Origin of the sequence: [Flexibacter] sp. ATCC 35103, from assembly GCF_001975985.1 — a bacterium.
Classification (GTDB): Bacteria; Bacteroidota; Bacteroidia; order Flavobacteriales; family Flavobacteriaceae; genus Flavobacterium.
Window position 1 is genome coordinate 671,007 of record NZ_MTQF01000003.1, and the last position, 19,289, is coordinate 690,295.

At 32.4% G+C, this 19,289-nt stretch carries 14 protein-coding genes; 11 read left to right on the forward strand and 3 right to left on the reverse strand.

All coding sequences use genetic code 11. The features are described from left to right. Positions 1-4 precede the first annotated feature (4 nt). Together BXU01_RS07120 and recO are read left to right on the forward strand one after the other, a co-directional pair. Positions 5-1,039, forward strand: coding sequence for an acyltransferase (locus BXU01_RS07120; RefSeq protein ID WP_083692536.1), 1,035 nt, complete (start codon positions 5-7; stop codon positions 1,037-1,039). Then, positions 1,033-1,746: a DNA repair protein RecO gene (gene recO, locus BXU01_RS07125; RefSeq protein ID WP_083692537.1), complete on the forward strand. Its 714-nt coding sequence runs from the start codon at positions 1,033-1,035 to the stop codon at positions 1,744-1,746. Before BXU01_RS07120 ends, recO begins: the two co-directional genes overlap by 7 nt. Before the next feature lie 77 nt (positions 1,747-1,823). Here recO and BXU01_RS07130 read toward each other — a convergent pair whose 3' ends face one another. Beyond that, a complete protein-coding gene (locus BXU01_RS07130) occupies positions 1,824-2,621 on the reverse strand; it encodes a T9SS type A sorting domain-containing protein (protein ID WP_083692538.1) in 798 nt (265 codons plus the stop codon). 501 nt (positions 2,622-3,122) lie between these two features. On the opposite strand from BXU01_RS07130, the gene BXU01_RS07135 reads away from it, so the two are divergent. From BXU01_RS07135 to BXU01_RS07150, 4 genes are all read left to right on the forward strand, one after another. Further along, the gene (locus BXU01_RS07135; RefSeq protein ID WP_083692539.1) at positions 3,123-5,015 is read left to right on the forward strand and encodes a PQQ-binding-like beta-propeller repeat protein; all 1,893 of its coding nucleotides are present in this window, start codon (positions 3,123-3,125) and stop codon (positions 5,013-5,015) included. Next, the gene (locus BXU01_RS07140; RefSeq protein ID WP_255373717.1) at positions 5,015-6,988 is read left to right on the forward strand and encodes an Atg14 domain-containing protein; all 1,974 of its coding nucleotides are present in this window, start codon (positions 5,015-5,017) and stop codon (positions 6,986-6,988) included. The genes BXU01_RS07135 and BXU01_RS07140 overlap by 1 nt, the downstream gene beginning before the upstream one ends. Positions 6,989-7,191: 203 nt before the next feature. Beyond that, a complete protein-coding gene (gene ileS / locus BXU01_RS07145) occupies positions 7,192-10,593 on the forward strand; it encodes an isoleucine--tRNA ligase (RefSeq protein ID WP_083692540.1) in 3,402 nt (1,133 codons plus the stop codon). A gap of 8 nt (positions 10,594-10,601) precedes the next feature. Beyond that, positions 10,602-10,982, forward strand: coding sequence for a TraR/DksA C4-type zinc finger protein (locus tag BXU01_RS07150; RefSeq protein ID WP_026983623.1), 381 nt, complete (start codon positions 10,602-10,604; stop codon positions 10,980-10,982). Between the two features lie 248 nt (positions 10,983-11,230). Here BXU01_RS07150 and BXU01_RS07155 read toward each other — a convergent pair whose 3' ends face one another. Together BXU01_RS07155 and BXU01_RS07160 are read right to left on the reverse strand one after the other, a co-directional pair. Further along, a complete protein-coding gene (locus BXU01_RS07155) occupies positions 11,231-11,611 on the reverse strand; it encodes a hypothetical protein (RefSeq protein WP_055093954.1) in 381 nt (126 codons plus the stop codon). Between the two features lie 32 nt (positions 11,612-11,643). Beyond that, complete coding sequence (locus tag BXU01_RS07160) at positions 11,644-12,000, reverse strand: roadblock/LC7 domain-containing protein (protein WP_055093951.1); 357 nt, start codon at positions 11,998-12,000, stop codon at positions 11,644-11,646. A 177-nt stretch (positions 12,001-12,177) separates the two neighbouring features. Here BXU01_RS07160 and BXU01_RS07165 point away from each other — a divergent pair, with 177 nt between their 5' ends. The 5 genes from BXU01_RS07165 (at position 12,178) to BXU01_RS07185 (ending at position 19,259) form a co-directional block, all read left to right on the forward strand. Beyond that, complete coding sequence (locus tag BXU01_RS07165; protein ID WP_083692541.1) at positions 12,178-12,393, forward strand: hypothetical protein; 216 nt, start codon at positions 12,178-12,180, stop codon at positions 12,391-12,393. A gap of 123 nt (positions 12,394-12,516) precedes the next feature. After that, the gene (locus BXU01_RS07170; protein ID WP_083692542.1) at positions 12,517-13,116 is read left to right on the forward strand and encodes a lipoprotein signal peptidase; all 600 of its coding nucleotides are present in this window, start codon (positions 12,517-12,519) and stop codon (positions 13,114-13,116) included. Between the two features lie 134 nt (positions 13,117-13,250). Continuing rightward, complete coding sequence (locus BXU01_RS07175) at positions 13,251-16,409, forward strand: exodeoxyribonuclease V subunit beta (protein ID WP_083692543.1); 3,159 nt, start codon at positions 13,251-13,253, stop codon at positions 16,407-16,409. An 80-nt stretch (positions 16,410-16,489) separates the two neighbouring features. Continuing rightward, entirely contained in the window at positions 16,490-17,683 is a 1,194-nt protein-coding gene (kbl, locus tag BXU01_RS07180) for a glycine C-acetyltransferase (RefSeq protein WP_083692544.1), read from the forward strand. Positions 17,684-17,795: 112 nt separating this feature from the next. Then, positions 17,796-19,259: an OmpA family protein gene (locus BXU01_RS07185; protein WP_083692545.1), complete on the forward strand. Its 1,464-nt coding sequence runs from the start codon at positions 17,796-17,798 to the stop codon at positions 19,257-19,259. Positions 19,260-19,289: the final 30 nt, after the last annotated feature.

Below are 19,289 nucleotides of genomic sequence, written 5' to 3' on the forward strand. Positions count from 1 at the left end.
AGATATGAATAATAAAAATTGCTTCGACTTTTTAAGGTTTTTCTTTGCTGCAAATATTCTATTGGCACATCTTTGTGAGCTATCTCAAAATAGTAATCTGGCCTTTTTATCTTATTTTTCTAATGCAATTATAGGAGTAAAAGGGTTCTTTATTATAAGTGGTTTTTTAGTAGCCAAGAGTTTTGTAAATACACCTTCTTTAAAACAATATTTTATAAAAAGAGCCAAGAGAATTTTACCTGCTTATATTGTTGTTATTTTATTTTCGACTGCAATTTTTGCTTTTTTTAGCAGTTATAGTTTTTTAGACTATTTTGCAGATAGTAGTGTTTACAAATATTTAGGATGGAATTTAGTCTTTTTGAATTTTGTGCATCCTTGTTTGCCCGGACTTTTTGATAATAATCTCCTTTGTTCTGTAAATGGAGCTTTATGGACATTAAAAATTGAAGAAGGTTTTTATATTGTTTTGCCTTTGATTTTTTACGCAATTAAGAAAACCAGAATGCCATTATTTATACTTGGAACTCTTTATGTTTTGTCATTAGTATATTGGTTCATAATGAATGATTATCTAAATATGCCTGTATTAGCGAAGCAATTGCCCGGCTATTTGTCTTATTTTGTTATGGGAATCTTTATGTTTCTGAATTTTGAATTTGTTATGAAAAACAAAATAATACTTTTATTATCATCCGTTGTTGTATTAACAGGGTATTATTTCTCAGGTCTTCCATTAGATTTTCTTTATCCTGCAGCATTTGGTCTAATCATTATAATTGCAGCATATAATCTTTCTTTTTTAAATAATTTTGGAAAATATGGCGACTTTACATATGGTCTTTATATTTATCATTTTCCAATAATTCAGCTTTTCAGGCAATATAATTTATTCGAAAAGTATAATCCTTTTTTAATGTCATTTGCTGTAATTTTGATTACTTTTTTCTTTGCAATTATGTCTTGGTTTTTTGTGGAGAAAAGATTTTTGGACAGGTTTAAAAATAACAATAAAAAGCAAATTCCGACTATATGTTAGTCAAAACCAAAGCAATTGTAATATCGTCATTGAAATTTCAGGAAAAAAGCCTGATTGTAAAATGTTTTACGCTTTCAAATGGCTTAAAATCTTACTTTGTTCGCGATGCATTTTCTAGTAGGAAAGCAAGCCAGAAAATTGCTTATTTCCAGCCATTTTCAATCCTCGAAATCGAAGCTGTACATAAAAATAAAGGGACTTTAGAGAACTTTAAAGAAATTAAGGCGGCAGTTCACTTTCAAAGTATTCATACTGATATTATAAAGAGCACAATGGTCATGTTTTTGTCTGAGATGCTTCATTATTCAATTCAGGAAGAAGAAAAGAACGAATCGCTTTTTGTTTTTTTAGAAACAGCATTGACGTGGCTCGATCATCATGACGAAATTTCTAATTTTCATTTGATTTTACTTTTAGAAATTACAAAGTATCTGGGTTTTTATCCGGATGTTTCAGAGATTGATTTGCCATATTTCGAAATGAATGATGGCGTTTTTACGCTTTTTCATGGTTTAAGCGCACTTACAGAGCACGAAACAAATCTATTTAAAAAACTAATAGATTTAAAATTTGATAATACTCAAAAAGTTTTCAATGTAACCGAAAGACAGATATTATTAAAAATTATAATTGATTATTATAGTTTTCATTTAGACGGTTTTAAAAAGCCAAAGTCTTTAGATGTTTTAAAAGAAATATTTTCTTAATTCTTAAATATAAATAAAAAAACGGGCTTAATTTAGATTCTAAATTAAGCCCGTTTTTATGATAAAATAATAGTTGATTATTGTTTTACAAATTTAACTGATGTGCTTACATCTTCTAATTTTAAAAAATAAACTCCTGTAGCTAATCCTGAAAGTTCAATGCTTTCAGAAGAATTTTTTCCTCTTTTCACTGATTTTCCATCTATAGAATAAATTACATAAGACGAGTTTTTGTAGTCGCTGTTTAGTGTTATTGCATCTTTAGATATAGAGACAATTGGGTTGCTTTTTTTAGTGAAATCAACTGTAGATAACGAGCTTTTTTTAGCGATAACTACGTTGTCGAAGTGTACGTGGTGACCAGCTAATTGTTGATCAAGACTTACTGTATAATTTAGTTTAATACTGGCAGAAGTATTTGGCGCTCTGAATGCTAATAACTTAAAATCGTAAGTTATAGTTTTCCATGTTCCATACACAATTGGAGTTGCAGTATAATTAGTTGGAAAGAAAAAAGCTTCGGCAGAATTGTTTAAACTTAATTCGTATGTAAGATTACTGATGTAATTAGTTGCACTCGTTCCAGGAATGAAGTAATCAAATTTTAAAGTGTAGGTGTCTAAGTCACTTATTGTAAAATCTTGCGAAAACATAGCGGCAGGCAATTGAAAAGGTATAATACCTACTGGTGTAATGTCAAGACTTGAAGAACCATGATTAAAAGTAATCATTTCTTGTAATGAAGTTCCCATAGTAACATTCCACGAATTTGGAACATCTGTGGTGAATTGTTCAAAACTACCGTTTTGAAGAAGATTTTGACTTTGAGCAATGCCTAAACTGAATAGGGCTAAAATAAGTAATTTTGTTTTCATATAATTCTTTTAAAAGTTTCGATAAAACTACAATATTTAATAGTAAAATTAATGTGAAAAATGATTTCGTTTTAATTTTTAATAAGATTGTAGAAAACGTTTGCATTAATTGTGTTTATTCTCAAAAAGAACATTATCATTTAGTATTAAAATAAATTAAATGAAATTGACAATAAGTTTTATAAATGGTATTCCTACTGAAATTTATTAAAAAAGACAGATTTTATTTTTAAATCTAATACTACACAAAAGTTATCTCTTTGATTAAAAAGTAAGATTTTATTTAGGTTTTAACCACTTACTATAGTTTTCATTTAGAGGTGTTTAAGAAGATGAAATAGTTGAAATTTCCTAAGGAAATATTTTATTAAACTGAATGCTATTTTTATATATTTGCGCAGTGAATTTTTATTAAAATTTTGATAATTTTTATTTTAGTAAGTTAATTCAACAACATGATCCCCAGCTTAATTATTAATTTTTTTAAAGAAAAAAACTACTATGAAGAAAATTACTTTTTCGATTGTTTTACTTTTCTTGGTTGCCTTTTCGGTTACTGCACAAAGAAAATATGACGAAATAATCACAACAGAGAACAATGTTCAGGATATTGTTCAAAACGAAATAACAGGAATTGTTGTTTTTAAAGAAGGTGGAACTGTAAAAGGTTTAGATCCTGAAACAAAAAAAATTGTCTGGACATTAACGAAAGAAGATTTTGGAACAATTACATCAAAAGACATCTTAACAGATCCTGATTTTGGAAATGTATTTAAAGATAAAAGAGATTTAACTACAGTTCCAGGAAGTCCTTATGTTGAAGCTTACATCAATTCAAAGTATTTAATTATCAATACTGATACAGGAAAAGTAGTTTACAACTCGTCTAAAGAATCTTTCTTTGTATTTCAATCAGATTTTATTCCTGAAACTAATGAATATCTTCTTACTTTGAAAAAAGACGGAGATATGGCAATCGCTTTATTGGATATGGCGACAGGAGAACTTAAATGGACTACAACTGTTGACAAGGCAAAAGCAATGATTAGTTTTTCTTTAAAATTATCTGCTAATACGAATAAAGCTAAGATTAACGGAAACACCGTGTATTATTTACTTTATGGTAATTTGTATTCTTTTGATAAAGAAACTGGAAAGTTAAACTGGAAAGCAGCAGAAGAATATACAAAATTCTATGAAACACAAAACGATAAAAATATTGTTGTAGTGAATGCTGCAGGTTTGTTTTCTAACAAACAATATTTAAATGTTTTGAGTACAGATGACGGAAAAAGTATCTGGAAAGAATCTATCAAAACTAAACAAGTTGTTTATTTAGAAGATTGGGGAACAAAATTATTAGTGGCTCACAATAGTGGTTTTAATTTCTATGATTTAAAAACAGGAGAAAAAATCTGGAAAAAAGATGCACGTGGAGACGGTTTGAAAAGGGTAATTCCTATCGAGCAGGATTTCTTATACGTTGCAGAAAATGAAATGATGCTGATCAATAAAGACGGAGAAAAACTTTGGAAAAAATTCATTGAAATTTCTGATGACAAAGAAGATCCAATTTACTATTTAGGAAAAGTAGGTGAAAAAGTAATGTACTTAACCGGTACTTATGGAAACATGGTGGATTATAAAACCGGAGTTAAACTTTGGAAACGTAATATCAATTTTGATAAAAACCGTCCGGTTTTGCCAACTTATGACGAAGCGACAAATTCTTATTTAGTGTATAATGACGAAAAATTATACAAATTTGATCCAAGCATCAGCGACAAGCCAGAGCCTTTTGCAAAAGTAAACATCAAGAAAGAAAAAGAATTAAACAGCATCGAATTATTTCCTTGGGGAGTTGTTCTTTCAGGACCAGTTGAGGTAATGGGAGTTAATATGGATGGAACTGTAAAATACCACCATATTTATACACAACCAGGTGAAGGTACAAGACGTTTACTAAAAAGTGCTGCAATTGCAGGAAGTATTGGTTTAGGAGTTGGTTCAGGAGTAAGTGCTATACAAGGTTCTGAGTTAACAATGACATACCGTGATTCTGAAGGAAATATGAGATCTACAGTCGTTAGAGAAGAGAATTCATCAAAAATGAAACAATCTAAAGATATGGCGGCTGGTTCAGCAGCTTTAGGATTAGTAGCAGCTAAATTTGACAAACGTTTCAACGCAATGAAACAAAACAGAGATTACTCTTATATTTTTGCAAAAGCGGATACTGGGGAAAAAATCCTGGTTAAAGTAAGTAAATCTGATGGAGTTGAAGTTGATAAAATTATTTTCAACAATACAAAACCTCTTTATGAAATAGATCCGGCAACACAAAATATTTTTTATGTGTCTGATAAATCTATTCAAATCTTCAATAAGAAATAATGATAAATACAGAAAGCCATCAGGATTTACTTCTGATGGCTTTTTTTTTGCCTATGAAAAAAACATTACTCTTAATTGCTTTGCTTGTAATTGGTTCAGTTCAGGCACAAGAGAAAATAAGCTCAAAGACGAAGAAATTTAAAATCCCGGTAATTAAATACTCAGAATTTGCAGCTCTTGACAACGTATTAACGCAAACTGCTTTTTATCAAATGGATAAATCGCTGCAGGAAGAAGAATCTAATTTAAAGAAAGATTTTTTTAATATTGATGGCTTTATAAAGGATCCGGTAAATGGAAAACTTAAATTTTATTTGACCTATGCGATGCCCAGATATACAGATACAAATATAGACAGTACCTATAATAAGAAAGAAAATAAATGGACTTATAGTGCGCATTCTAATTATTTGACCAGTGTGAAACTGGATGTTAAGTATGGAGATAAAATTTTATTGACGAAGGATTTTGGAGGTTCAGAATCGTATTCAATGAGTGTAGGGAATAGTTTGGGCGCTATGAAAATTGCAGCCTCAGAACATGATAAAAAAGTAAGAACAGCTGTAAAAGATTCAGATTACAGTGATGTTGGGCTTGGGTTTGATAATGTTATGTATAAAGCCGCAATCAGGATTCAGGATTTTTTGAATTATAAATTCGGATATTCCACAGATCAATCAAAAGAAAAGTTCGAATTTGTAACATCAAAAGGACATTCAGAATACAAACAAATGTTTGCTTTTGAAACAGAAATTACGGCTCAAATGGAGAAAATAACTCTTGAGAAAGGTCTGGACGAAAAATTACTAGCGCCACATTTGCAGTATTTAGAAAGTTTGTTGGTTAAATATCCGCTTTCTCCGGTAAATGAAGACATTCGTTTTATTGTTACTAACAATTTAGCTGAAACTTATTTTTTACTCGAAAACAAAGAAAAAGCATTGCTATATGCTAATTTATTGATCGAAAATGACAAACAAGATTCCAGAGGATCTGCAATTGTTGAAAGAGTAAACAGAGCGAATTTTGCAGATAAAAAAATAAGAAGTCATACCACACGTTTTGCAGATCTTAAAAAATTAGGCTTGAAAATCGCCGAAGAAAAAGAAGAACTGAGATTGGCGTTTTTTGAAAAAATTGATCGCCAGGAAGCTGATTGGGTTGTTGAAAAAGAAAACAGAACGGCAGCTTTAGAAAAAAGTAAAATTCAGCGTGAGAATATATTAGATTCTATTGCATATCAATCAAATCCGGATTTGTTGGCAAAGATCATCGCTAATTTAGGAGGAAGTGAAGTTTTGAAAAAAGTAGAAAAAACACATTTATTGTCAAAACTTACTTTAGAAGATAGTAATATCCCTCAAACGGAAGAAAGATGGGCAACAACGACAAATTATCTTTTAAAAAAGAAAATGCCCGAAGCCTATTACGAAATCGTAAATGGACCTGAAGCATGGAGTCACAGCGATCGTGAAAGCGGCATAGAAGCTAAATGGGCAAAGTTGCCTATGTATACGTACAATAGTCTTTCGACAAATCTTGATCCGGTGAATTTTTTAACGGCCCTGAGACTTGATTTATGGAATAAATTAGATCTTTTAGGAGATGAAATGATCGAAGGAAAATTATGCTATCATTTAAATTATTTTGAGAAAACCCTGAATGTTAGCAATAGAACAATTCCTAAAACAGATTATCATCTTTTTATTGATAAAGAAAATTTTTCGATCGTTGCAACTGAAAGAACAGAATATGATGATGGAAATAAAAGTTTTTTTGAACGAAAACTTTTTAAAGATTATCGTCCTGTAGCGACTTTAAATTCAGGTAAGATTCCGTACAAGATCAATTATGAAATAGAAGATTTTTATGGTGATACCTTTTATCAGGAAAACCGTGAAAAAATAGAAGTAAATGCTGTTTTTGGAAATCGAATTTTCATGAAAGAAGTTTATTTCGGAGGATTTAAATAGGATTCAATCGCTATAAAAAAGAATAATTAGAATTGATTGGTTTTTGGTTTATTAGCTCATTTTTTTGAGATTAATACCGGAAACTAATCAATTCTTTTGTTTTTGTATCTATTATCTCAACAAAAGTTTGTGAAATTTTAATAAATAGGCGGACAATAATCCAAAATTCCTTACTTTCGCACCTCGTTTAAGAAAAGGATAAAATGAGCACAAAATTTACTGAATACAAAGGACTTGACTTGCCTGTAGTGGCGTCAGAAGTACTTGATTTTTGGAAGAAAGAAAATATATTTGAAAAGAGTGTAACAACTCGCGAAGGCGCAGAGCCTTTCGTATTTTTTGAAGGTCCGCCTTCAGCAAATGGTTTACCGGGAATTCACCACGTGATGGCGCGTGCGATTAAAGATATTTTTTGTCGTTATAAAACTCAAAAAGGTTTTCAGGTAAAAAGAAAAGCCGGTTGGGATACGCACGGATTACCTGTAGAATTAGGTACCGAAAAAGAACTTGGAATTACAAAAGAAGATATTGGTAAAACAATTTCTATCGAAGAATATAACGAAGCGTGTAAAAAAACCGTAATGCGTTATACGGACGTATGGAATGATTTGACCGAAAAAATGGGATATTGGGTAGATATGGAAGATCCATATGTTACTTACAAACCCAAATATATGGAGTCTGTTTGGTGGCTTTTAAAACAAATCTATGATAAAGGTTTGTTGTACAAAGGATATACAATTCAGCCGTATTCTCCAAAGGCAGGAACAGGATTATCTTCTCACGAAGTAAACCAGCCTGGAGCTTATAGAGATGTTACAGATACTACGATTGTAGCACAATTCAAGACTTTACCGGAAACGCTACCAAGCTTTTTACAAGGTTTTGGAGATATTCACATCTTAGCCTGGACGACAACTCCTTGGACATTGCCATCGAATACAGCTTTAACAGTTGGACCAAAAATCGATTATGTTTTAGTAAAAACATTCAATCAATATACTTTTGAACCTGTAAATGTTGTTTTGGCTAAAAATTTAGTTGGGAAACAGTTGGGGAAAGGATTTTTTGCAAGCGAAGACGATGCTGATTTTGATAATGTAAAAGAAGGAGATAAAAAACTTCCGTACAAAATCTTAGCAGAAGCAAAAGGAGCTGATTTAGTTGAAATTCGTTACGAGCAATTATTGCCTTACGTATTACCTTATCAAAATGCTGAGAACGCATTTAGAGTAATTGCCGGAGATTTCGTTACTACAGAAGACGGAACAGGAGTTGTACATACTGCTCCAACTTTTGGTGCTGATGATGCTAAAGTAGCAAAAGAAGCAAAACCAGAAGTGCCGCCAATGTTGGTTCTTGACGAAAGCGGAACGCCAGTTCCATTAGTAGATTTACAAGGGAAATTCACTTCACATTTAGGTGAACTTGCAGGTAAATATGTGAAAAACGAATATTATGATGCAGGACAAGCACCAGAGCGTTCTGTTGATGTTGAAATTGCTATTCGATTAAAAGAAGAAAATAAAGCCTTTAAGGTTGAAAAATACGTACATAGTTATCCACACAGTTGGAGAACTGATGAACCGTTATTATATTATCCACTAGACTCTTGGTTCATTAAAGTAACCGATGTAAAAGATAGAATGTTCGACCTGAACGAAACTATCAATTGGAAGCCTAAGTCTACTGGTGAAGGACGTTTTGGAAATTGGCTTAAAAATGCCAACGACTGGAACTTATCTCGTTCTAGATATTGGGGTATTCCGTTGCCAATTTGGAGAACTGAAGACAAAAAAGAAGAAGTTCTTATTGGTTCTGTAGAAGAATTGTACAATGCGATCGAAAAATCTATCGAAGCAGGTTTTCAAAAAGAAAATCCGTTTAAAGGTTTTGAAATCGGTAATATGTCTGAATCTAATTATGATTTAATCGATTTACATAAAAATGTAGTCGATCAAATTACTTTAGTTTCGGCTTCAGGCCAGCCAATGAAACGCGAAAGTGATTTAATTGATGTTTGGTTTGATTCAGGAGCAATGCCTTATGCACAATGGCATTATCCTTTTGAGAATAAAGATAAAATAGACGAGAATAAAGATTTTCCTGCAAATTTTATTGCAGAAGGTGTTGATCAGACTCGTGGTTGGTTTTATACCTTACACGCAATCGGAACATTAGTTTTTGATAAAGTAGCGTATAAAAATGTAGTTTCAAATGGTTTGGTTTTAGATAAAGACGGAATAAAAATGTCTAAGAGTAAAGGGAACACTATTGATCCTTTTAAAACCATTGAGCAATACGGTCCTGATGCTACGCGTTGGTACATGATTATGAATGCAAATCCTTGGGATAACCTGAAATTTGATTTAGAAGGAATTGCTGAGGTTCGTCGTAAGTTTTTTGGAACTTTATACAACACTTATTCGTTCTTTTCGTTATATGCAAATATCGATGGATTTAAGTACGAAGAAGCTGAAATTCCGTTAAACGAAAGACCGGAAATCGATCAATGGATCATGTCTGAATTGCATTCCTTAATAAAATTCGTTGACGAATGTTACGAAGATTATGAGCCAACAAAAGCAGCAAGAGCTATTTCTGACTTCGTTCAGGAAAACTTGAGTAACTGGTATGTTCGTTTATGTCGTCGTCGTTTCTGGAAAGGCGAATATGCTCATGATAAAATCGCTGCATATCAAACGCTTTATACCTGCTTATTAACGATCAGTAAATTAAGCGCTCCGATCGCTCCATTTTTCATGGACAAATTGTATCGCGATTTGACAATTTCGACAGGATCTGAGCAATATGCCAGTGTTCACTTGGCTGAGTTTCCAAAATTTGTCGAAAACTTTGTTAATAAAACGTTAGAAAGCAAAATGCAGAAAGCGCAAACCATCTCATCTTTGGTTTTATCGCTTCGTAAAAAGGAAATGATTAAAGTGCGTCAACCTTTGCAAAAAGTAATGATTCCGGTACTTGACGAAAATCAGAGAGCCGAAATTGAGGCTATTTCTGACCTTGTAAAAGCGGAAGTAAACGTTAAGGAAATCATACTTTTAGATGATGATTCGGGTATCTTAGTGAAACAAATTAAGCCTAATTTTAAAGCATTAGGACCGCGTTTTGGTAAAGATATGGGTCTGATTTCCAAAGAAATACAATCTTTTTCAGCAGATCAGATTAATGAGCTGGACAAGCAGGGAACGCTAGATATTGTTATTGCTGGAAATAATGTAACTTTATCATTAGAAGATGTCGAAATAACATCTCAGGACATTGAAGGCTGGTTGGTTGCAAATTCAAACGGAATAACAGTTGCGCTTGATATAACGATCTCTGAAGAATTGAAAAACGAAGGTATCGCCAGAGAATTGGTAAATAGAATTCAAAATATCCGTAAAGATTCTGGATTTGAAGTTACTGATAAAATTAAAGTAAAAATAAAACGAAACGGTATCTTAGAAGAAGCAATTCTGAAAAATGAAGACTATATTAAGTCTGAAACACTAACAGATGAATTGATTTTTGTGGACGCATTAGAAAGCGGCACAGAAATTGAATTTGATGATATTAAAACAATGATATTAATTTCAAAATAAAATATAAAATGATAGATGAAATTACAAGATACTCTGATGCAGATTTAGCAGAGTTTAAAGAAATAATTCAAAATAAAATACAAAAAGCACAAGCCGATCTGGATTTAATAAAAAGTGCTTACATGAATGATTTGAATAACGGAACAGATGATACTTCTCCAACTTTTAAAGCATTTGAAGAAGGAAGCGAAACAATGTCTAAAGAAGCAAACTCACAGTTGGCTATCAGACAGGAAAAGTTTATACGCGATCTAAAAAACGCCTTATTCCGTGTTGAAAACAAAACATATGGTATTTGTAAAGTAACAGGGAAATTAATTAGCAAAGAAAGGCTAAAAATCGTTCCTCACGCTACAATGAGTATCGAAGCGAAGAACTTGCAACGATAAAAAATATCTGATTGAAATAAGCGCTCCTTTTAGGGGCGTTTTTTTTGTTTAATGTTTTGCGTAATTGGATTTGAATGAACTAATAATCATTTGAAAGAATTTGATTATAATTCGAAAAAACAGCGTTCAAATAAAGGTCTGTTTTTTGTAAGAAGAAAAATGAAGTCGATTTGGGGCGGCGTAAATATTTTTTAATTAGAACTATCTTAATAGAAAAATAGTTCTAATTAAAAAAATAAGGCTAAAAACTAAGCTAAGTTTTTTTCTAATTCTAATTTGTGTTTTCTTAAAACTGCTCTTGTCATTCCTAAATTTGCTTTACTTGCGTCTGCTGCAAGGTAAATCATGAATTTTTTGTTTGGTGAAATGTCAATAATATGAATTTGATTCGAAAGTGTGATCAAAATATCTTCAATATCCTGATTCAGGTTTAAGGCTTTTACTGCGCTCAGTTTTGCTTTAACAACTTCAAGGTTGTAAGCAGCTGCCAGTTCAGGGTCAAAGGAAGGATCTACGGTTAGATTTCCAAAACTTAATCCTGATTCAATTTCGGTTACTGCGACAGCTATGAAGCCGTTTACGTTAGTTTTGATTTCATTTAAAAAAACGTTTAAAAAGTCATTACTCATAGTTTGTGGTATTTGGTGTTAATAGATTTATGTTATTTTAACAGGGAATTTTTACTTAATTCTGAGGCCACTTCGTCAGTTGATCGCATCAATAAACCCAGATTGCTTCCGTCTTTTGAAAACGCGATTATAAAATTGGTGCCGCTTATTTTGTTTCCAATGACAACTCCTTCAGAAGTTTTTAGAAAAAGTTGTTTTAAGGCTCCTTTGTCTAAATCTATTAAGAATTTTTCGCTCATTGATAAAATTGCGGCGCTCATTGCTGCAACGCTGTCTGCGTAATCTATGTGTAGTGATGTGATTAGTTTTCCTTTTCCGTTTATGATTAAAGCGGCTGAAGATTTTGTAGTAACTAGGAAATCATTTAGAGTAGATGTTATTTCATTCATATTTGTAGGATTTGGGGAGAATGTTAAAATTAATTCATTTTCATGTGTATTGGCGGGAAAAGTTGTTGTTCAATCTAAACAAGTGTTAATTTTATTTAACAAATATAAATTAAATTATGTATCATTGTAATACCAAATCACTAATAATTTATTTATTTAACATAAAAAACTTACACTATGGCTAAAGTATTGAAATTCAAAGATGTAAATTCTGATGTAGAGAGTAAAATGAAAGATTTTGAAAAAATTCGCGTTAAATTTAAAGCGGATATTAAAAAAGCTGAAGCTAAAAAGGCAGCTGCTGGAAAAGAAGGAAAAGGTTTGCTTAAATCTATTTCTGAGTTTTTTAGTGACCCGCCAAAGGCAACTGTTCAGCAAAATGTTAGAAAATAAACTTTATAATAAGTAAATCGAACCATATAATGCAACTTAGTTTGTATTAGAAAACATTAACGCTCCTTTAGGAGCGTTTTTTTTGATTAAATTGTTACTTTTGCCCCATCAAATTTTAATAAAATGTCATTACCAAAAGCGTATTTCCTTATATTTTTAGTTTTAATTGTTGATCAGCTTTCAAAAATCTATGTAAAAACAAATTTTGTTTTAGGTGAAGAGGTCGTTATTTTTGATTGGTTTAGAATTCATTTTATTGAAAATGAAGGAATGGCGTGGGGTACAAAAATACCAGGACAATATGGTAAATTAATTTTGACCGTTTTTAGGATTTTCGCTGTATTCGGGATTGCATATTGGTTATCTGATTCAATCAAGAAACGCCATTCTACATATTTGATAGTTGCAATAGCACTTATTTTTGCTGGAGCTGCCGGAAATATAATCGATTCTGTTTTTTACGGTGTTATTTTTGATGCGAGCCATGGCAATCTTGCTACAATTTTTTCTCCGGAACCTTACGGAACCTGGTTTCATGGTCTTGTGGTTGATATGTTTTATTTCCCAATCTGGAGAGGTACTCTACCAAGCTGGTTTCCGGTTTGGGGCGGTGAAGAAGTTTCCTTTTTTAATGCTATTTTTAATGTTGCCGATATGGCAATTTCTACAGGAGTTGGGATTTTACTGGTTTTTAATAAAAGAGCATTTCCTAAAACAGCATAATTCTTTAAAATATTCCAATAATTCCAAATTCCAATATTTAACGCATTGATTGCAGGTAGATATTGGAATTTGGAATTTTGTATTATTGGGGTTTAATATTTATTGTGCTATTTTTACATTATAAAACTAAAGTTATGCAAAGTCCGTCCTTTTCCCTTTATGATGCCTCTGCAGGTTCAGGAAAGACCTATACTTTGGTGAAAGAATATCTTAAAATTATTCTTTCTTCTCCTAAAAATGATGCGTATCGAAATATCCTTGCCATAACTTTTACTAATAAAGCGGTTCATGAAATGAAAAGCCGTATTGTGGGAAGTTTATCTGAATTTACAAAAGAGGAACCTTCTTCAAAAGCAATGGATTTAATGGAGGACTTGTCGCGGGATACAGGACTTTCGATTATTAAAATCAAAACGAAGTCCGAAAATATTATCAAGCATCTTATTCATAATTATGCTGCATTTGATATTTCTACAATCGATAAGTTCACGCATAAAGTAATACGTGCTTTTGCGCACGATCTTAATTTGCCAATGACTTTTGAGGTGACTTTAGATACGGAGAATTTATTGACAGAAGCTGTTGATGCTATTATCGCGCAAGCCGGACAGGATGAAACTCTGACTAAATTACTGATTGATTTTACGATGGAAAAAACCGACGATGATAAAAGTTGGGATATCTCGCGTGAAATCCTGGATACAGGAAGATTAGTTTTGAATGAGAATAACCGCAATGAGATTTCGCATTTTCAGGATAAGTCTATAGAGGAATTTGTTGTTATAAAAAAGAAAATGCTGGCTCTTTGTAAAGAGTTGGAAACGGAAAACGAAAATTTAGCTACTGAAGCACTTGCTTTAATTGATAAGAACGGAATAGATTTGAAATCTTTTTCTCGTGGTACTTTTCCAAATCATCTGGAAAGTATTCGTGACGGAAAATTTAATCCCAGAAATAAAACGTTTCATGAGTTTGATGATATTGCAATCAATAAAACGGCCAAAGACAGAGCTTTAATAGAAAATATAATTCCGGAACTGCTTCAGGTTTTGGAAAAAATCTATAAGAATTTCGAAAAAAGAGATTTTTATAAAGCATTTTTAAAAAATATAACACCGCTTTCATTATTAAATACCGTTAGTAATGAACTTGCTAAAATTCAGTCAGAACAAAATATTTTATCTATTTCTGAATTTAATGCTATTATTCATCGTGAAATTCAGAATCAGCCCGCGCCATTTATTTACGAACGTATTGGAGAGCGGTATCGCCATTTTTTTATTGATGAATTTCAGGATACCTCTGAGATGCAATGGCAAAACCTGATTCCGTTAATTGATAATTCACTTTCTGGTTTAGATGATTTAGGTAATAAAGGTACTTTGATGATTGTGGGAGATCCTAAACAATCTATTTATCGATGGAGAGGTGGTAAAGCGGAACAATTTATAGAATTGAGTAAAGGTTTAAATCCTTTTAATAATCCTGAAAAAGTAATAAAGCATTTAGATACAAATTATAGAAGTTATAGTGAAGTAATTGATTTTAATAATGCCTTTTTTAAATTAATTTCAACTGAATTTTCAAATGATGATTATAAAAATTTATATGAGAATCACAGTTTTCAGAATTCAAATTCAAAAAAAGGAGGTTATGTAAATATCTCTTTTCTTCCAATAATCGAAAAAAATGATTTTGCCGATGAAGAAGAAGTTGTAGAAAAGTCGGATTTATATGTTTTGGCTACTTTAAATACGATTCAGAATGTGGTTCGTGAAGGTTTTTTATATCGGGATATTGTTATTCTGACCCGAAAAAGAGATCAGGGAATTGCAATTGCGAATTATTTGACAGAACAAAATATTCCGCTTTTATCATCAGAAACATTAATGATTCAAAATGCGACCGAAGTTCGTTTGATAGTTCATTTGCTAAAATATTTAAACAATAGTGCGGATCTGGAATCAAAGGCTAATTTTCTTCATTTTTTGGCTTCTAATAAAGAAATTCAAATACCAGTTCATGATTTTATAGCAGATGGAATGTCAAAAAGATTAGAGGCAGATTTTGAAAAATGGCTTTTGACTTTTGATGTTTCGCTCTCTTTTGAAAATATTAGGAAAAAATCACTTTATGAAGCGGTAGAAATAATTATCTCCAAATTCGTGCCTCTTGCAGAAGGAAATGCTTATGTGCAATTTTTTCTGGATATTGTTCTGGAGCGAGATATTAGAAATCAGGCAGGAATTGCTGATTTTTTGAGTTACTGGGATAAAAATGCAGAGAAATTTAGTATTCCTTCTCCGGAAGGCAATAATGCAGTACGTATTATGACAATTCACAAGTCAAAAGGATTAGAGTTTCCTGTTGTGATTATGCCTTTTGCCGAAGAAGATTATAATCGAAAGCCAAAAGATAAATTATGGTTGGATACTGATGATGTTGATTTGGATGTTCCGAAAGCTTTAATTGATAACAGCAGCGCGGTAGAAGGTTTTGGTGAAAGTGCATCAGCTGTTTTTAATTTAAAAAAACAAGAAGAATTACTTGATAATATTAATGTTCTGTATGTCGCATTAACACGGGCAGAAGAGCAATTATATGTTATTTCGCAATCTTTAAAAGAAAGAAAAGATGGAGAGTTTCCAAACAATATGGCTTCATTTTTTATTAAATATTTAATTCATAAAGGTGTTTTTGATACGGATAAATTAGAATATGAATTCGGAAATAAAACAAGGCTTTCAAAAGATGTAAAATCAGTCGATCTGATAAAGACAATTCCTGTTGTTTCAGAAGTTTTAAATCCCAAAAATATTAAAATTGCTCAACGGGAATCCTTAATGTGGGGAACTCATCAGCAAGAGGCAATTGCTTATGGAAATATTGTTCATGAGATTCTGGCTTTTATTAAAGATAAATCAGATATTGATTTAGCAATCACAAAAGCAATCGAAAATGGTTTGATCAAAATTGATCAGGTAGATTTGGTTTTGAAATCACTCCATGAAATTGTAAATCATCCAGAATTAGTTCATTGTTTTGATGGGAGTTTTAAGATTTTAAATGAGCAGACAATTGTTCAAAAAGAAGGAAGAATTTTAAAACCTGACCGGATAGTTCTTACCGCAAATAAAGAAGCTTATCTTTTAGATTATAAAACTGGCGCTATAAATCCAAAATACACACAGCAAATTCAAGAATATCAAGATGCTATTGAAGATTTAGGATACAAAGTGTTAAAAAAGGCATTGGTGTATATAGGAACAGAAATCGATGTAGTAAATTTGTGAAAAAATTAATCAGATGTTAAGGGTAAATGAGGCCTTTTAAAGGCTAAATTGTTAATTTTTAACGTTTTAAATAAATAAAGATGTACGGTAAAATAAAAGAACATTTGCAAAGTGAATTGCAGTCTATTGAAGAAAACGGAATTTTTAAAAAAGAACGAATTATAACTTCAGCACAAGATGCAGAAATTACTATTTCTACCGGAGAAAAGGTTTTGAACTTTTGTGCAAATAATTATTTGGGTCTTTCGTCACATCCGGAAGTGGTTCAGGCTGCAAAAGATGCTATGGATACGCATGGTTTCGGGATGTCGTCAGTTCGATTTATTTGTGGAACTCAGGATATTCATAAAACATTAGAGAAAAAAATCGCAGATTTTTACGGTACAGAAGATACGATTTTATATGCTGCAGCTTTTGATGCTAATGGTGGTGTTTTTGAACCTTTATTAGGAGAAAACGATGCAATTATCTCTGATAGTTTAAATCATGCATCAATTATTGATGGAGTTCGTTTGTGTAAAGCAGCTCGCTACCGTTATGAAAACAGTAATATGGAAGATTTAGAACAGCAATTGATTAAGGCTAATGAAGCCGGAGCTCGTTTTAAATTAATTGTTACTGATGGAGTTTTTTCTATGGATGGTCTTGTAGCGCCTCTTGATAAAATTTGTGACCTGGCAGATAAATATGATGCAATGGTAATGGTAGACGAATGTCATGCTGCCGGATTTATTGGTGCAACCGGTAAAGGAACACTTGAAGCAAAAGGAGTAATGGGCAGAGTTGATATTATAACAGGTACACTTGGTAAAGCTCTAGGAGGAGCAATGGGTGGTTATACAACAGCAAAAAAAGAAATAATTGAATTGTTACGTCAGCGTTCAAGACCATATTTATTTTCTAATTCTTTAGCGCCTGCAATTGTTGGAGCTTCTATAAAAGTTTTTGAATTGCTTGAAAAAGACACTTCTTTAAGAGATAAATTAGAGTGGAATACGAACTATTTTAAGGAAGGAATGAAAAAAGCCGGGTTCGATATTATAGACGGAGATTCAGCAATTGTACCCGTAATGTTGTATGATGCTAAATTGTCTCAAACAATGGCCAACGAGCTTTTAAAACAAGGGATTTATGTAATCGGATTCTTCTTTCCTGTGGTGCCAAAAGAAAAGGCAAGGATTAGAGTACAACTATCAGCTGCGCATACCAAGGAACACTTAGACAGAGCGATAGCAGCCTTTATAGTTGTCGGTAAAATGTTAAAAGTTATATAATTTCCATTTACTGAAATTTTTGTAGGTTTTTTTTAACATTTCATTTTGTATTTAAAAATTTTGGTGTTACTTTTGTCTGTAATTAACTAAATTGTAATTAAAAAAATTAAGTATGAAACATCTTAACAAACTTTTAGTTGCTGTGATGATGGTGATGGGTTTAAGTTCTCACGCACAAGACAGTAACAATCCATGGGCTATCTCTTTTGGAGTTAATGCCGTTGACACTAGAACCAGTTCTGGTGCAGGAAGTGGTTTCTTTGATCAACACTTTTCTCAGCCATTCGCTGTAAAAGACAACTGGAATATTCTTCCTTCTTTATCTTACATTGGTGTGTCTAGATATGTAGGTAGTGGTTTCTCTGTTGGTTTACAAGGATCTGTAAACAAAATTGATAAATATGTTACTTTCGCTCCAAACGCTGTTGGACATGATTCAAGAGGTAACGTTGTAACTAATCCTGGTGATTTGATGTATTATGGAATTGATGCTACTATTAAATATAGCTTCCAGGAATTAATCAAATCTAAAGTAGTTGATCCTTCGTTATCTGTTGGTGGAGGTTATACTTTCTTTGGTGATAGTAGCTACGGAACAGTTAATCCAGGTGCTGGAGTAACTTTCTGGTTTACAGATGCAATTGGTCTTGAGCTTGCTACAAGATACAAATGGGCAGTTAGTGGTGATAGAGAAGATAGAACTGGTGCTCCAGATGCTCCATCTCACTTCCAACACACTGCAGGTCTAGTTTTCAAATTCGGAGGTAAAGATACTGACGGAGACGGAATCTACGATAAAGATGACGCTTGTCCAGATGTTGCTGGTTTGAAACAATTCAACGGATGTCCTGATACTGACGGAGACGGAATCGTTGACGCTAGTGATGCTTGTCCAGATGTATTTGGTTTAGCTGCATTAAACGGATGTCCTGATACTGACGGAGACGGAATTGCTGATAAAGATGATGCTTGTCCAGATGTTGCTGGTTTAGCTGCTTTAAAAGGTTGTCCTGATACTGACGGTGATGGTATCGCTGACAAAGATGACAAATGTCCTACAGTTGCTGGTCCTAAAGAAAATGGTGGTTGTCCTTTCTTAGACGCTGACAAAGACGGTGTTGCTGATAAAGATGATGATTGTCCTACAGTTTACGGTCCTGCTTCAAACAGAGGATGTCCAGAAGTTACTAATGAAGCATTAGAAGATCTTAAAGTTCAAGCTAGAGCAATCTACTTTAACTCTGGAAAAGCTACTTTCAAAACAGGAGACAAAGAAACTCCAGCTAGATTAGATGCTATCAAAGAAATCCTTAAAAACTATCCAAACGCGAAATTCAGCATTGAAGGTCACACAGATAGCGATGGTTCTGACAAATTGAACCAAAAACTTTCTGAAGACAGAGCTGCTGCTGTAATGAACGCTTTGATCGAAAGAGGAGTAAACGTTGATAACTTAGTATCTAAAGGTTTTGGTGAGTCTCAACCAGTTGCAAGCAACAAAACTGCTGCAGGTAAAGCACAAAACAGAAGAACAGAAATTAGACACATTGGTTCTAAATACCAAGGTAAACTTTAATTTACTTTCTAAATAAAGACTAAAAGCCAT

Bases quoted from the DNA above. Each gene is read 5' to 3' on its own strand.
- BXU01_RS07120 (WP_083692536.1), top strand. From the start codon at position 5: ATGAATAATAAAAATTGCTTCGACTTTTTAAGGTTTTTCTTTGCTGCA.
- recO (WP_083692537.1), top strand. From the start codon at position 1,033: ATGTTAGTCAAAACCAAAGCAATTGTAATATCGTCATTGAAATTTCAG.
- BXU01_RS07130 (WP_083692538.1), bottom strand. From the start codon at position 2,621: ATGAAAACAAAATTACTTATTTTAGCCCTATTCAGTTTAGGCATTGCT.
- BXU01_RS07135 (WP_083692539.1), top strand. From the start codon at position 3,123: ATGAAGAAAATTACTTTTTCGATTGTTTTACTTTTCTTGGTTGCCTTT.
- BXU01_RS07140 (WP_255373717.1), top strand. From the start codon at position 5,015: ATGATAAATACAGAAAGCCATCAGGATTTACTTCTGATGGCTTTTTTT.
- ileS (WP_083692540.1), top strand. From the start codon at position 7,192: ATGAGCACAAAATTTACTGAATACAAAGGACTTGACTTGCCTGTAGTG.
- BXU01_RS07150 (WP_026983623.1), top strand. From the start codon at position 10,602: ATGATAGATGAAATTACAAGATACTCTGATGCAGATTTAGCAGAGTTT.
- BXU01_RS07155 (WP_055093954.1), bottom strand. From the start codon at position 11,611: ATGAGTAATGACTTTTTAAACGTTTTTTTAAATGAAATCAAAACTAAC.
- BXU01_RS07160 (WP_055093951.1), bottom strand. From the start codon at position 12,000: ATGAATGAAATAACATCTACTCTAAATGATTTCCTAGTTACTACAAAA.
- BXU01_RS07165 (WP_083692541.1), top strand. From the start codon at position 12,178: ATGGCTAAAGTATTGAAATTCAAAGATGTAAATTCTGATGTAGAGAGT.
- BXU01_RS07170 (WP_083692542.1), top strand. From the start codon at position 12,517: ATGTCATTACCAAAAGCGTATTTCCTTATATTTTTAGTTTTAATTGTT.
- BXU01_RS07175 (WP_083692543.1), top strand. From the start codon at position 13,251: ATGCAAAGTCCGTCCTTTTCCCTTTATGATGCCTCTGCAGGTTCAGGA.
- kbl (WP_083692544.1), top strand. From the start codon at position 16,490: ATGTACGGTAAAATAAAAGAACATTTGCAAAGTGAATTGCAGTCTATT.
- BXU01_RS07185 (WP_083692545.1), top strand. From the start codon at position 17,796: ATGAAACATCTTAACAAACTTTTAGTTGCTGTGATGATGGTGATGGGT.